Genomic DNA, 14,384 nt, shown 5'->3' on the forward strand with positions numbered 1-14,384 from the left:
TGAGCTTAACCAAATGGATAGATAAAGGGGTGAGATGCCTTGATTACTTATTTAAGAGCTGACATTCATCGTTATGTAAAAGTAGGAAACCATATTAGTTTATTATCGAAAATGAAAATGCTAATTCTTCATGAGCCGATGTGGTATCTCATCATCTATCGGGCAGGGAGTTATGTGAAAGATCATGTTAAGATTCCTGTTATTAAACAATTATTATATATCATCTTATATATCCTTCATAAATTCTTTTCAGTCGTGATGGGCATTCAAATTCCGCTAGGAACCAAAATTGGCAAAGGGGTCTATTTACCTCATTATGGTACGATCGTGGTTCATCAGGATACCATTATCGGTGAGAATTGCAACATTGGACAAGGCGTTACGATCGGGATTGCCGGCAGGGGGGAAAAGAAGGGAGTGCCACAAATCGGAAATAAGGTGTATATCGCACCTGGAGCCAAAATTATTGGGAAAATCGTGATTGGGAATAATGTGATGATTGGTGCTAATTCGGTCGTAACGAAAGATGTACCAGATAACGCCGTTGTTGCTGGTGTTCCGGCCAAAATTATTAGTTACAAGGGATGGGAATAGACTCACTCTCGTTCATAAAAACGAGGCTGTCCCAAAAGTCCGTTCAGACTTTTCGAAACAGCCTCTTTTTGTTAATAACGGATGAGTTAATAAACCTGCCTCCCGCAATCTAACTGGATTTTCTCCATCTATTTGAAACGGATTTCTTGAATTTGAAAGATTAACTGTATTTCCTGTAGTTATATTCCTTGCATTTGCTCGATTCTTCAAATGATATACAAATTAAATGTATTTTCTCCATCTAATCGCGAAAATACGTGAGATTCGAGCAAATTAGCTGTAGTTTATACATCTAAACACGAGTCGGCAGTCACCTTACGTTCGCAAGCCACAAACCAACCTCAAACCACCTACAATTTTACGCCGTATCCTCGTTTCCTTTTCTCAGGTTTGTCTTTTGGGACAGCCCCGTTTTCTTCATTTTCTAGTTCAATAAATGCTTGTACGCGCTGTAATCAATCTTTTGCTTTTCGAGAAAGCTCGTTAAGCTCCGATAATCTCGTTTCGGCGTTGCAAGTATGTAACCTTCGATACAGTGATCTCTTGTGACCTCATTTGCATTGGCCTCTAGAGCTACTTGTCCGATACGCGCGGCGATGGAATGCTTGGCAATGTCACGGAACGCTGTCGGTACCGGTGATACCAATTGGTCTAGAAATGCTTTGGAATCCGTGGTCCATAGATGCCGTGAGCTGTCCACATAATGATTTTGCCAATCGAGTTTGGACTTGCCGTCCTCTTTGGGGAGTACCTTAATAAACTTGCGAAACATGAAGAACCCGCCGATGGACATGAATGCCAGCAACACGCATACCCAGAAAATGATGAAATACATAAAGAAATCATTCGCCATTTATTTGTCACCTCACTAATTGTCTTCAATAAAGATAGTAAGAATTATACCTTATTTCTAGATTTCTTGCGACAATACGAGTAAAATAGGAGGGTAGCAGCTACTAATAAAGGAGTTATGGACCATGCCAAAAATTGGATCACACGTTTCGTTCTCAGATAAAGGCTTGTTAAATGCAGCAGAAGAAGCCGTTTCCTACGGATCATCCACCTTTATGATATACACGGGCGCACCGCAAAATACGCGCCGTAAACCGATTGAAGAGCAGTATATTGAAGAAGGCAAAGCCGTGATGGACAAGCATGCGATGAATGAAATCGTCGTTCATGCACCTTACATTATCAACTTGGGCTCTTATAAGGAAGATACGTTCGAGCTTGCCGTACGTTTCCTTCAGGAAGAAATCCGCCGGACGGATTACATTGGCGTTCGCAATATCGTGCTTCATCCAGGTGCTTATACGGACAAGGATGCCGACTATGGGATTGCCAGAATTGCTGATGGCTTGAATGAAGTGCTCGCTGGGGTTAAAGATACGAACGTTAACATTGCGCTGGAAACGATGGCTGGCAAAGGGACCGAAATCGGCCGCAGCTTTGAAGAGATTGCGGAAATCATGGAGCGCGTAGAGTTCAACAATAAGTTGACTGTCTGCATGGATACGTGCCATATTCACGATGCTGGGTATGATATCGTAAATGATTTGGACGGCGTGCTGCATCATTTCGATCGTACGATCGGTCTTGAGAAGCTCGGTGTCATACATTTGAATGACAGTAAGAATCCACGCGGAGCGAGCAAGGATCGCCACGCACCACTCGGTTCAGGCTGGATTGGCTTTGAAGCGATGAATAATATTGCTAACCATGAGAAGTTGCAGCATTTGCCGATGATTCTAGAGACGCCTTGGATTGGAAAAGAAGACAAAACACAGCGTCCGATGTATGAAGCGGAAATTGCGTTGCTTTCCGGCAACTTAAGCGGTCGTTTTGGCGGCGAATTCCTGGACCAAGTGGAGCGAATTGACTTTTTGATGAACAAAAAAGATATTCACTACCGTGACTTCGTTCTTAAAACATGGGAATTGCTCAAGAATGATGCCAAAGCGAAGAAAGCGGATGGACGCGAGCCGCTGGAACGTTTATATGATATGCTTCATGAGGAACGCCTTTTCGCTGATCTGAGCGAAGAACAAATCAATCAACGATTGATTGTCTGGCTTGCTGGAAATGACATCTTGAAGAAGGCTTAAGTTTCACATAGACAGAAATTGCTAGGGGGATACAGATGGAAGCGGGAACCACGAACAGCTCAATTCGCCGGGAGAGCGAATTGATGAATAGAGCAAGAATGCTAATTTCTTGCCCGGATCAGCCGGGTATTGTAGCAGCCGTATCGCAATTTCTCTTTGAATATGGTGCGAATATTGTGCAATCGGATCAGTACACGATGGATCCAGAGGGCGGCATGTTTTTCATCCGAATTGAATTCGATTTAATGGAATTGGCGAGTCGCGTAGAGACATTAAGAGTGGATTTCTCCACTCTTGCTGAGAAGTTCTCGATGGACTGGAGCCTATCCCTGGCAAGTCAGAAGAAGCGGATTGCGATCTTCGTTTCGAAGGAAGACCATGCCTTGCTCGAACTATTATGGCATTGGCGTGCGGGAGATCTCAAAGCAGATATTGCGATGGTAATCTCTAACCACAATGATATGCGTTCTCTGGTGGAGCCTTTCGGGATTCCATTTCATCACATTCCCGTTACCGCGGCAACCAAAGCAGAGGCGGAACAGCGCCAGCTTGAGGTTATTGGCGATAGCGTAGATGCGATTGTTCTTGCTCGCTACATGCAGATCGTTTCCCCTTCTTTTATCCAAAATTACGCAAATCGCATCATCAATATTCACCACTCCTTCTTACCTGCTTTTGTAGGTGGTAAGCCTTATGCGCAAGCGCATAACCGCGGAGTCAAGATTATTGGTGCGACAGCGCATTATGTGACGGACGAGCTAGACGCTGGACCCATTATTGAGCAGGACGTTCAGCGTGTGAGCCACCGCGATAATGTCGATGATTTGAAAAGAATCGGTCGTCACATCGAACGAATCGTTCTTGCACGCGCAGTAGCGTGGCATGTTGAGGATCGGATTATCGTTCACAATAATAAAACGGTTGTTTTTAACTAGTGTAAAGCAGGTTGTACCCAGTTGTGGGTACAGCCTATTTATGTACCACATAAGAATTTAATAAATTCCTGTTTACAGGGAATTAAAAATTCTTATTGGCGATAAAAACCACCACTAAACGCGGTCGCTCATCATCGAACTACTTCGATAGAAGTTTTTCTCATAGGTGAGAATTTAAAGGGTTATTGTGGCAAAGCCTTAAAGCAAATGGTACAATAATGCAAGCGAGTAAAGTCACTTGTATGTACAAGTTAATTGGCTGATGAAAATACAGAAATGATGGAGGTAATATCGAATGACAGCATCAAACAAAACAATTGAACAATTAGCCGTCGACACGATCCGTACTCTCGGTATCGACGCGGTTGAGAAAGCCAAATCAGGCCACCCAGGTATGGTAATGGGAGCTGCGCCAATGGCATACGTGCTGTGGAAACAGCATATGAAACACAATCCTTCGAATCCTAAATGGGTAAACCGTGACCGTTTCGTTCTATCTGCAGGACACGGATCCATGCTTCTATACAGCTTGCTTCACCTATGTGGCTATGATCTGCCAATGGAAGAGATCAAGAACTTCCGCCAATGGGGAAGCAAAACCCCTGGTCACCCAGAGTACGGTCACACAGCAGGTGTTGATGCAACGACGGGTCCACTTGGACAAGGCGTTGGTATGGCTGTCGGTATGGCGATGGCTGAAGCTCACTTGAGAGAAACGTACAACAAAGAAAACTTCCCAGTTATCGATCACTACACGTACGCAATTTGCGGCGATGGCGATATGATGGAGGGTGTTTCCTCTGAAGCGGTTTCCCTTGCAGCTCATTTGAAATTGGGCAAATTGATCATGATGTATGATTCCAACGATATTTCGCTTGATGGCGAATTGAATATGGCGTTCTCTGAAAACGTGCAAGCACGTTTCGAAGCTTACGGCTGGCAAGTTATTCGCGTTGAAGAGCAGAATGACCTTGCTGCGATCTCCAAGGCGATTGCTGAAGCGAAAGCTGATACAACGCGTCCTACATTGATTGAAGTGAAAACGACAATCGGTTTCGGTTCCCCGAACAAAGGTGGTAAAGGTGGTCACGTTGGACCTCACGGATCCCCACTTGGCGGCGACGAAGTGAAATTGACGAAACAAGCATACGGCTGGCCGGAAGAGCCGGATTTCCTTGTTCCGGATGAAGTTCGTGCACACTATGCTGAAATTGGACAAGAAGGTGCTGCAGCTGAAGAAGCTTGGAGCAACCTGTTGAATGATTACATCAAAGCGTACCCAGAGCTTGGCAACCAATTCAGTGCTGCTGTGAATGGTGAGCTTCCAGCTGGTTGGGATGCTAATCTTCCTACATACACAACAGAAGACAAGCCTATGGCTACGCGTGTTGCTTCTGGTAATGCGATCAATGCAGTTGCAGGCAAATTGCCGCAATTAATCGGGGGGTCCGCGGATCTAGCGAGCTCGAACAACACGATGATCAAAGGCGAATCCAACTACAGCGCTAGCAACTATGCTGGACGCAACGTATGGTTCGGTGTTCGTGAGTTCGGTATGGGTACAGCAATGAACGGTATGGCGCTTCATGGTGGTGTTAAAGTCTACGGAGCAACATTCTTCGTGTTCTCCGACTACCTGCGTGCTTCCATTCGTCTTGCAGCACTTATGCAGCTTCCTGTTATTTATGTTCTAACACATGATAGTATCGCTGTTGGTGAAGATGGACCGACGCATGAGCCGATCGAACAACTTCCGGCACTTCGTGTGATTCCAGGCATCACAGTCATTCGTCCTGCTGATGGTAACGAAACGTCCGAAGCTTGGCGTTATGCAATCTCCGAAGCGAAAGGTCCAGTTGCGCTTGTCTTGACTCGTCAAAACTTGCCGATCCTTCCAGGTACGGTTGAAGGCGCTAAAGCGAACCTAAGCAAAGGCGGATACGTGGTATCCGATGCTGCAAACGGTCAACCAGATGCACAAATCCTAGCAACAGGTTCCGAAGTGCAACTCGCTGTCGCGGCGCAAAAATTGCTGCAAGCCGAAGGCATCAACGTTCGCGTTGTCAGCCTACCGAGCTTGGAGTTGTTTGAGAAGCAATCCAAAGAATACAAAGATTCCGTTATTCTACCAGGCGTGAAGAAACGTCTTGCTGTTGAGATGGCGTACCCACTTGGCTGGGAGCGTTATACAGGCGACGAGGGTTCAATCCTTGGCATCTCCACTTTCGGAGCATCCGCGCCAGGGGACACGGTTCTTAGAGAATACGGCTTCTCACCTGAGAACGTAGCAGCACGCGTGAAAGCATTGTTAGGTTAATCTAATGGCAGGGGCTCAGCTCGTCTGAGCCTCGGCTTGTACTTATTCATTGCCATTTTAGAGGGGGAACTATTAACCATGTCTAGCTTTGAAAATGTAACCGTACTTACGAAAGCCAATGTTTATTTCGATGGAAAAGTAACAAGCCGCACTGTGCAATTCGCAGACGGCACGAAGAAAACACTAGGCATCCTGCTTCCAGGTGAATATGAATTCGGAACAGATGTGAAAGAAATCATGGAAATCCAAGCTGGTGAGCTAAACGTATTGCTTCCAGGCAGCACAGAGTGGATTACAATCAGTGGTCAAGGTGAGTTCACCGTGCCAGCTAACGCAAAATTCAAGCTCGAAGTGAAAACAGTGAGCGACTATATCTGTTCGTATATCGCTGAGTAATATCTCGGGGAATCGAACGCTTTAAAGCCAAAAACCATACATCGTAATTGAACAATATGTTCAATGGATGTATGGTTTTTTTTCATTTGGAAGACCAGCTATACAAAGAGCGGATCTCCATCTGCAGCACCTCTTCGATGTCGGTCATGCGAATCCATAATTGCTGGATCGAAGGGTGCTCATCGAGTAGGAGAGTATGTCGTTGTTTTATTCGAGAGAGGCTAATCCCAAAAGACGCAGGACGTGCAGGATTGACGATGAGATCCTCAAGCAGCACGGTGATGCCGGCTTCTAAATCGAGGACTTCTTCGAAATGAAGCTGCTGAAATGGAGCGCTTATCGGAATATAAAGAGTGCTTTTACTAAAATCAAGCTCGTTAGGACGGAAATGCAGCGCCATGATCGATGGCTGTATACGCTCTTCATGAAAGTCATAAAAGACGGCTAGCTTGACGATCGGTCATTCCTCCTTTGCGCTTTAACTGCTCGAGTTTGTTCATGATCGCGCGGGTTGCATCAGACCAGTTGTCTGGGCTATATGTGCTCAATTGACTTTGTGTAAATTGCTGATATTCATGATCCAGTATCCCTTGCAGGACGCGCCGCTGGATTTGTTCAATCCGTTCATTGGCAAGTCGATAGGTCACCTGAAATTCATCAGAAAGAAAGGCGACCATTTCATTCTTTTGTTCAGGCAGCGATAGTTTCTTCAGCATGGACATAGGAATAGCCGCGTAGAGCTGAAACGCAGATGCATCCTGCTCTTGCCAATCGACGTAGCGATCAGGCATCACCATCTGGTTGCCGGAATGACGAAGCACATGACAAAGCTCATGGAGGAAGTCTTCCCATTGTTCTTTGACGGATAATCGACGGTCAACATTGATGCTGAAGAGTCCATCTTTTTCAATGGCCATGCTGTTCATATCCATCGTATAAACCCAAATATGCAGCTTAGCAGCCAAGTTCGTCACGCTGAGCTGAGCTGGTGATACGATGCCAAGTTGACTATATAAAGCCTCTACCCACTGTTCAAGGGAGGTCGTTTGGTAATGAGTGAACAGGTGAAAACACCTCGCTTTAAGAATATATGTTCGTATATTTGTGGTAAAGAAAAGCCCGTCAGGGCTTAGCTTTACATTATTAGAAGAATACCTAGATTACTGCTGGCTGTCAGGAGTTCGGTTCTGCTGCTGCTCCTTGATGAAGTTCCAGAAACGGAGCATCTCATCGCGGCGCTCTTTGGGAGCGTTTTTGAAGTCTTTAAAAAATAAGCTGACATCAGGGTCATCGACTTCATCAGGAGCAGCCGCAGAAAGTCCGTCGAGTGACTCTTCTTCCGTCGGAGCAAAGCCTGCGAGCAGAAGCAGCTCGTCCTTCTCAGCTATACGAAGCGCATCAGCTAAGGAGATAACCGTTTCCCGCGAGGGATTGAAGCGGTTATTTTCTATGGAGTTAATGAACGAATAACTAACACCGGACCGTTCGCCAAGTTCTCTGAGGGAAAAATTGTTCATCTTCCGCAGATCTCGGATTCGGATGCCGAATTGCACCATATCTTTCATCGTTTGATCACCTGATTCTATTGTAAATGGTGAGCGGTGCAAAAAACAAGGGGAGATCTCCAGAAAGTTTTGCATATCAAAACTTTTTGTGTTGAAATTTTAAACAAGACAACGTATGATGTGTTTAGAATTTCAAAACAACAAATTTTAGGAGATGGTCGAGTGATGGTAGAACGTATTTTGAATATAGAGCAAGAACAGATTGATCGCCGAGCAACACGCAAAAGGGTGGAAAGTGTACTTGAAGCCGTGCGCAAATATCGAGCAATGGGCTGCTTGCGGAGAGAAAATGGAGCAATTTCGAATAGGAATGAGTTGTTCAAAGTGGCGGAGCGGGAGGCTATCTACCCTATGAGTTCAGAGGAAAACCTGCTAGGTGAGTGCGGTGAAGTTGAGCAAGCGATCTCTCTGCTGGATGAGCAGGAGCAGGGAATTATCCGGGAACGGTATCTAAAAAAGGACAAGACGTTTGACTTTCTGCTGTTTCATGAGCTTAATTTGAGCGAGCGTACCTATCATCGGATAAAAGCCAGAGCCATTGAACAATTGGCGTACATGTTGCGTCTGGAAGTGAAGGTGCAATAAGGTCCGCCAGAATTGGCAGTTTTTTGGCAATTCATTCTGAATATGGCATGGTAAGATCGTTGTGTAGCCAAGCAAGGGAGGCGATGGTGCTAAGCAGATGCATAAGAAACCGTTCCGGCGGAGGCGTAAGGAGTGAAGCTTTGTTTTGAAAAGAAAAAAATGTTTTGAATTTCAAAACAAAAGGAAAGCCAGAAAGGAGGTGAGAAAAGTGAATGATGAATTTGGCACAGGAATTAGCTCTATACCTCCAGTCGAACGCAGTAGGGACGCTTGGAGCTGACCTCTTCATTGACGGCGTGCCGACAACACCAGATGAAGCGATATGGCTAAGCCATTTAGGCGGGAGTGCAGAGTTCAAATGGGATGCGCCGGATAGTTGGCGTAAGCTCAGCTTGCAAGCGAGAAGTTCCACTTCTGCTGGTGCACATGAGCGAATATGGAGTGCCATTACGAAGCTGCTTGAACCAGATGATGGTGTTATCGAGGTTGATAGCAAGTTGTATACGGTGCAAATTACGGCTCTGCCTGCGCTGCAAGACAAGGATGTGGCTGGCAGATATCTGATGAGATCTGTTTTGATTCTTCGACAAGTTCAACCTGTTATAGAGTCGTGGTTAGGTGCAATTTCCCAATTCACGGAAACGGCACTCGGACCGTCATGGCGGGTATATCGAGGATTCAACGGCACATGTCGACCGGCTGTTTCATGGCAGTGTACGGGTTGGCAGCGTGCATCAGCTTCCCAAAATACTACTCAGCTTACCAAACAATACGTTGGGCAAATTGCTGCAAAGTCGGCAAGTGAGTATCAGTTAGCTGCTCAGACTTTATTGGTAAAGCTGGCCGAACAGGTTAAATTGCCAGTTGAAGATGCGGATGGCAGATGGTTAACCGTAGTTAATTCGAATATTGCGATGCGTTTAGGAGATTTATCTACAGGTCATCTGACGGTTGCTTTAACGGGCGTAGTTACGGCTCCACAAGGTGTATTCCCGCTAATGGCAGCGGTGCAAACAGAAACACAAATTCATAACTGAGGTGATTGATATGAAACAGAGTACAAGTCTTACGAAGGGTCAAACAGAAGTAAAAGCAGCAGCTGAAGATGTTAGTTATATAAGGGAAGAGTTGATAAACCATTCACAGGAACTATTCGGTTGTCCTCCGGAAGTGCTCATTGGGGCACTGCATGGTATGACAGAATCAGCATTCACGATTACTGAAACGAAGCAATTCATTCAAAACTTTTTACAAAGGAAGGTGCAGGAATAATGGCAGGTGGAACATGGAGTGGGACGGATCGTCCGGTATTGCCGGGCTTTTATATGAATTTTGAGGCGGCTGCATTAAGCGCGATTGAGCTGGGCAGTCAAGGTACAGTGATCATCCCAGTGAAGGCGAATTGGGGAACTGTGCGGAAATTTGTGGAAATTACGAGTGAACAAGGCATTTATGATGCTTTCAGTACGGACCAATCTGGTGCGGCGACAGCTCCGGCTGTGTTGAAACTGGCTTTGCAGGGCAAGCCGAAGAAAGTATTAGCTTATCGAATCGCTGATGCAACAGCGGCTAAAGCAAGTGTTACGTTAAAAGATTCAGCAGCAGCGAATGTATTGAAGCTCGATGCGAAGTATGAAGGAACACGAGGGAACAATTTCTCGGTTATTGTACAAACGAATGCTGTGGACAGCGCGAAGAAGGATCTCAAGCTGCTTGAAGGCACATCTGTGTTGAGAATATTTACGTTCTCAGGAACCACGATTCAAGCTGCTGCCGATGCGATCAATCAAGATGTCAGTAACATTTGGTTGACGGCAAGTGTACTTGCTCCAGGTAACGGCACGCTGGCCCCCGTTGCAGGGAGCGGACTTACGGGAGGTAACTCCGGTGTAAGCGGCATTGTCTCAACCGATTATGTGAATGCCTTAAGCGCAATGGAAACGCAGGATTTCCATGTGTTGGCACTAGACGGCATTTCAGATACAAGCATCCAAGCTTCGGTCTCCGCTTGGACATCACGATTACGGAGCGAAGGCAAGGGAATCGTGACTGTTCTTGGAGGTTCTTCCGCCGATGATACGGCGGCAGATGCCATCAGCAGAGCTACGGCAAGGAGTGCAGTCTATAATCACGAAGCTATCGTGAATGTCGGAACGGGTGCTATTTTAGCGGGTACGAGCTATAGCTCGGCGTATATTTCCGCGTATGTGGCAGGCCTCATCGCTGGTCAGAAACTAAGCGAATCGACAACTTACGCGGTATCGCCATTCAGTGATGTGACCCGCCGCTCGACACGCAGTGAACAGGAAAGTGCCGTCAAGAATGGCGTGTTCCTATTGGTTCACGACGGGCAGAAGGTGAAGGCACTTCGCGGTATGAATGCTCTGGTCTCTTTGCGCCAAGGCCAGAATGCGGCTTGGAAGAAGATTCGTACGATTCGTGTCATGGACACGATCAATAACGATTTATTGCGCACAGCGGAAGACAGCTATATCGGGAAAGTAAACAATACGGAAGAGGGACGTTTGGCGCTCGTTGAAGCTGCCAAGCAATATATGCAGGCACTTGCACAGGCTGGCGTAATTGATGCTCAGGGATTCGATGTGTATCTGAACCCTGTCTATTATGGTCAAGGAGCCGTACTCACGCCTGCCGCTGATCAAGTTTACATCAAGTGGGAAGCACAATTGACGGATGTCATGGAACAAATTTTCGGAACATTTATCGTAAATTAAGGGAGGCATAATGATGAGTTTAGATGCGAGTAGAGTTATTTTGGGAACATATGGAAGTGTATTTATTGGTGGTGAATGGCAAACGAATTTCAATCATCTGGAAGCCAATGTTGAGGTTCAAAAGAAGGAGCTTAACCTGGCAGGTGATCCATGGGTTCGCCATAAAAAAGGGGCTATGAAGGGGACGGGCACGCTGAGCGGTTTCAAAGTCACAAGCGATATGATTGCCCGCGGATTCAATAAATTTAGTCTCGTTTCCAAACTTGGTGATCCAGATTCCTATGGTTTCGAGCGTATTACCCTGAATAATGTGATGCTGGACAAGCTTCAGTTAGCGAACTGGACGGCTGGCGAAGAAGTGAAAGAAGAAGTTTCGTTTACGTTCGAAGGATACACATTGAATGACCCAATTAAGGCGAATTAATCTCATCTTAACCATTTTGAAGGAGGACATACCTAATGTTGACTGATGAACAAATTTTGCAAAAGCTGCTTGAAGCGGATCAATTGCCAGAAAAGACGTTAACCCTTTCCCGGGTTGGCGTCCCCATTATTCTGCGTGGATTAACGGGGAAACAGGTGTTTGCGCTGCGTGAACGCTGCACGGAACGCTCGGATCGTCGAGGTGTCCAAACCGATCGACTCGACGAAGAGCAATTCAACGTCGCGTTGATTGCTGCCGCCACGGTGTCTCCCAACTGGGGGGACTCCCGATTGCTCACGAAGTACCAGGCCAGTTCTGGCGAGGAAGTGATCAAGCGAATTTTGCTTGCTGGCGAGCTCTCGGCGCTTGGGGACGAAGTGCTCGATTTGAGCGGTTTTAACACGACGCTGGATGAAGTAAAAAACTAATTGCCTCCGGGGGGCTACCGGCGATGCTCCATGCCATGTGGACGCGTCATCATTTGCGCCCCGGAGCATTCTGGAAGCTGCCTCGCGGGGAGCAGCTATTCATGCTGGCCAGCTTGGAATTAGAGATGGAGCAGGAACAAGCGCTGCAGCGAGAGCGTGAACGTGCAAGGAGGTGAGAGCCATGAGTGACATGGCGATGGCAGGCAATTTAGCAAGAGTGACAGCGGCGCAAGATGGATTGCGAAGAGCTGTGGATCGGACAGGATCCGCTGTACAGCGGCTGTCAGGTTTATTCGACAAGGCGGGGGAAGCTAGTGCGAGGCTGAGTCAAGTGACAGCCAGACCGACGATTGCCGTGCGGGATTATTTTTCCTTTGTGATTGACCGGCTTCTGCTGCAACTGGCGGATTTGGGTAATACGAAAGTCGATGTGAAGCTGGTTATCAACGATCAAGTGATTGGCGCAGCGAAACAGCTGCGGCAATTGCTGCAAGGGCTTGGCGGGACGTTATCCGTCGGCATACAGGGCGGCGGGGGATCGGCAGGAGCGAAAGCATCTGCCTCAGCATCCGTGTCCATGGTTACTGTGAAGGCAGCGCCTGAGAAGAAAAGTCCGATCGATGTTTGGATTGACCGCTTAGCTAGAATAGGTGAGGCGCTGAAGCTATTTGGCGAAGCTTTTAAAGGTTTAGGTGATGGATTCAAAGGTATAAGTGAAGGCCTTCAAGGGATAGGCGAGGCATTCAAAGGCATTGGTGCAGGCATAGGCGATGGAATTAAAAGCATCGGCGCAGGCATAGGTGATGGACTCAAAAGTATCGGCGATGGAATTGGTAGCATAGGCGACGGAATCAAAGGTATAGGTGCGGGAATTGGTAGCATCGGCGACGGGTTTAAAGGAATAGGCGCTGGAATTGGCAGCATCGGAGATGGGTTTAAAGGAATAGGCGCTGGAATTGGCAGCATCGGTGACGGAATTAAAGGAATAGGCGCTGGAATTGGCAGCATCGGAGATGGGTTTAAAGGAATAGGCGCTGGAATTGGCAGCATCGGCGACGGATTCAAAGGAGTAGGCGCGGGAATAGGCAGCATCGGCGACGGACTCAAAGGAATAGGCGCGGGAATAGGCAGTATTGGTGATGGAATCAAAAGCATCGGCACAGGCATAGGTGATGGACTCAAAAATATCGGCGATGGAATTGGTAGCATAGGTGCCGGAATTACAAACATAGGTGACGGAATCAAAGGAATAGGTGCGGGATTAAGTAGCATTGGCGACGGAATCAAGGGGATAGGCGATGGGATTAGAAACTTCGGCGACGGAATCAAAGCAGTAGGCGAGGGATGTAAAAGCTTCGTTGAGAGTTTCAAATCGATCCCGCAAAGTTTGAATTCAATTTTCAAGTCTATTTCAGAGAGCTTCAAATCAGTTGCAACTAGCGTTAAATCTATGGTCGAAAGCATTAAATCTTTAAAGGGGTTATCCTCGGGAAAAGGCAAGCTCGAAGGGAACGGTACGAAATGCTGCCCGAATGCGAGATCTAATGCAGGCACGAAAACGGAGTCCAACACGGGTGCGACAACCAATTTGCAAACCAATCGTACAACACAACCAGTAGGTAACAGGAGGACGAGACCCATTGCTGCTGAGGTTGCGTTAGATGATAGTAGTCCAGGGAGAGTCGCTGCACAGGGACAACCTGACGGACATCCGCCAGTTTCTCCGAAAGGACGATTAACCAAACTGCTCAAAGGCGGCTCCAAGCTGCTGAAAGGAGCGGGCAGAGTGGCAGCACCGCTTGGCATTGGAATGGCAGCTGTGGATGTACTTACTTCCGAGAACAAAGCGGGAGCGGCCATTCAAGCTGGAGCAGGTGCGGGTGGCGCTGCGCTCGGTGCTGCTCTTGGATCAGCCATTTTACCGGGATTAGGAACGGTTGCTGGAGGGATGTTAGGCGGCTGGCTCGGGGATAAAGCAGGATCATTTATTGCGAATAAATGGTTTTCAGGGAAAAAGAAGCCTGTGGAGGAAACAGAGTCCAAAATGTCGCTTGTACCTCAGGGGCGCGAATCCTTGGCAGCTGATCCTGCTCAAGCTGTTTCTGCGATGAAGTCTTCGGCAACGCAAACTGCCCCTTCGAACCAGTATGAAGTCAAAGTGGATGGCGTAGCGGTTCATTTTCCGAAAGAGGAAGTTGATAAGGAGAAGCTAGCTTTCACGATCGGGCATCAAATTGTGTCGCAAATGAATGCTGCCATGCAAAACCGCTCAGAGAATGGGGGTAGCGCGTATGCTTAAT

At 47.0% G+C, this 14,384-nt stretch carries 17 protein-coding genes; 13 read left to right on the top strand and 4 right to left on the bottom strand.

Annotation, left to right across the window (positions count from 1 at the left end; genetic code table 11):
* The first annotated feature begins 39 nt into the window (after positions 1 to 39).
* Complete coding sequence (locus GC096_RS14420) at positions 40 to 594, top strand: serine O-acetyltransferase (RefSeq protein ID WP_246302755.1); 555 nt, start codon at positions 40 to 42, stop codon at positions 592 to 594.
* Positions 595 to 1,018: 424 nt separating this feature from the next.
* Here the strand turns inward: GC096_RS14420 and GC096_RS14425 are convergent, their stop codons facing one another.
* On the bottom strand, positions 1,019 to 1,447 hold the full coding sequence (locus tag GC096_RS14425; RefSeq protein WP_171631119.1) for a DUF2621 domain-containing protein: 429 nt from the start codon (positions 1,445 to 1,447) through the stop codon (positions 1,019 to 1,021).
* 124 nt (positions 1,448 to 1,571) lie between these two features.
* Between GC096_RS14425 and GC096_RS14430 the strand changes: the two genes are divergently transcribed.
* The 4 genes from GC096_RS14430 to ppnP all read left to right on the top strand — a co-directional run bounded on the left by GC096_RS14430 (position 1,572) and on the right by ppnP (position 6,347).
* On the top strand, positions 1,572 to 2,699 hold the full coding sequence (locus tag GC096_RS14430) for a deoxyribonuclease IV (protein WP_171631121.1): 1,128 nt from the start codon (positions 1,572 to 1,574) through the stop codon (positions 2,697 to 2,699).
* A 35-nt stretch (positions 2,700 to 2,734) separates the two neighbouring features.
* The gene (gene purU / locus GC096_RS14435; RefSeq protein ID WP_171631122.1) at positions 2,735 to 3,634 is read left to right on the top strand and encodes a formyltetrahydrofolate deformylase; all 900 of its coding nucleotides are present in this window, start codon (positions 2,735 to 2,737) and stop codon (positions 3,632 to 3,634) included.
* Between the two features lie 295 nt (positions 3,635 to 3,929).
* A complete protein-coding gene (gene tkt / locus GC096_RS14440) occupies positions 3,930 to 5,951 on the top strand; it encodes a transketolase (protein WP_171631124.1) in 2,022 nt (673 codons plus the stop codon).
* A gap of 78 nt (positions 5,952 to 6,029) precedes the next feature.
* Positions 6,030 to 6,347, top strand: coding sequence for a pyrimidine/purine nucleoside phosphorylase (gene ppnP / locus GC096_RS14445; protein WP_056609015.1), 318 nt, complete (start codon positions 6,030 to 6,032; stop codon positions 6,345 to 6,347).
* A gap of 82 nt (positions 6,348 to 6,429) precedes the next feature.
* Here ppnP and GC096_RS14450 read toward each other — a convergent pair whose 3' ends face one another.
* From GC096_RS14450 to GC096_RS14460, 3 genes are all read right to left on the bottom strand, one after another.
* A complete protein-coding gene (locus GC096_RS14450) occupies positions 6,430 to 6,747 on the bottom strand; it encodes a hypothetical protein (protein ID WP_171631126.1) in 318 nt (105 codons plus the stop codon).
* A 31-nt stretch (positions 6,748 to 6,778) separates the two neighbouring features.
* A complete protein-coding gene (locus tag GC096_RS14455) occupies positions 6,779 to 7,321 on the bottom strand; it encodes an ImmA/IrrE family metallo-endopeptidase (RefSeq protein WP_171631127.1) in 543 nt (180 codons plus the stop codon).
* A 186-nt stretch (positions 7,322 to 7,507) separates the two neighbouring features.
* Entirely contained in the window at positions 7,508 to 7,912 is a 405-nt protein-coding gene (locus GC096_RS14460) for a helix-turn-helix domain-containing protein (protein ID WP_171631129.1), read from the bottom strand.
* A gap of 165 nt (positions 7,913 to 8,077) precedes the next feature.
* Here GC096_RS14460 and GC096_RS14465 point away from each other — a divergent pair, with 165 nt between their 5' ends.
* From GC096_RS14465 to GC096_RS14500, 8 genes are all read left to right on the top strand, one after another.
* The gene (locus GC096_RS14465; RefSeq protein WP_171631131.1) at positions 8,078 to 8,497 is read left to right on the top strand and encodes an ArpU family phage packaging/lysis transcriptional regulator; all 420 of its coding nucleotides are present in this window, start codon (positions 8,078 to 8,080) and stop codon (positions 8,495 to 8,497) included.
* Between the two features lie 212 nt (positions 8,498 to 8,709).
* The gene (locus GC096_RS14470; RefSeq protein WP_171631132.1) at positions 8,710 to 9,534 is read left to right on the top strand and encodes a minor capsid protein; all 825 of its coding nucleotides are present in this window, start codon (positions 8,710 to 8,712) and stop codon (positions 9,532 to 9,534) included.
* Positions 9,535 to 9,544: 10 nt separating this feature from the next.
* A complete protein-coding gene (locus GC096_RS14475; protein WP_171631007.1) occupies positions 9,545 to 9,769 on the top strand; it encodes a YqzN/YkzM domain-containing protein in 225 nt (74 codons plus the stop codon).
* Positions 9,769 to 11,232, top strand: coding sequence for a phage tail sheath subtilisin-like domain-containing protein (locus GC096_RS14480; RefSeq protein ID WP_171631134.1), 1,464 nt, complete (start codon positions 9,769 to 9,771; stop codon positions 11,230 to 11,232). The genes GC096_RS14475 and GC096_RS14480 overlap by 1 nt, the downstream gene beginning before the upstream one ends.
* 10 nt (positions 11,233 to 11,242) lie before the next feature.
* The gene (locus GC096_RS14485; RefSeq protein ID WP_216626129.1) at positions 11,243 to 11,656 is read left to right on the top strand and encodes a phage tail tube protein; all 414 of its coding nucleotides are present in this window, start codon (positions 11,243 to 11,245) and stop codon (positions 11,654 to 11,656) included.
* 35 nt (positions 11,657 to 11,691) lie between these two features.
* Positions 11,692 to 12,084 carry a phage tail assembly chaperone gene (locus GC096_RS14490; protein WP_065857630.1) on the top strand — a complete coding sequence of 131 codons (393 nt, stop codon included), beginning with the start codon at positions 11,692 to 11,694 and terminating at the stop codon, positions 12,082 to 12,084.
* A 23-nt stretch (positions 12,085 to 12,107) separates the two neighbouring features.
* Positions 12,108 to 12,260, top strand: coding sequence for a hypothetical protein (locus GC096_RS14495; RefSeq protein WP_171631135.1), 153 nt, complete (start codon positions 12,108 to 12,110; stop codon positions 12,258 to 12,260).
* Between the two features lie 5 nt (positions 12,261 to 12,265).
* Positions 12,266 to 14,383, top strand: coding sequence for a hypothetical protein (locus GC096_RS14500; RefSeq protein ID WP_171631136.1), 2,118 nt, complete (start codon positions 12,266 to 12,268; stop codon positions 14,381 to 14,383).
* The last annotated feature ends 1 nt before the right edge of the window (position 14,384 follow it).

Source organism: Paenibacillus plantarum (genome assembly GCF_013141695.1).
GTDB lineage: Bacteria > Bacillota > Bacilli > Paenibacillales > NBRC-103111 > Paenibacillus_E > Paenibacillus_E plantarum.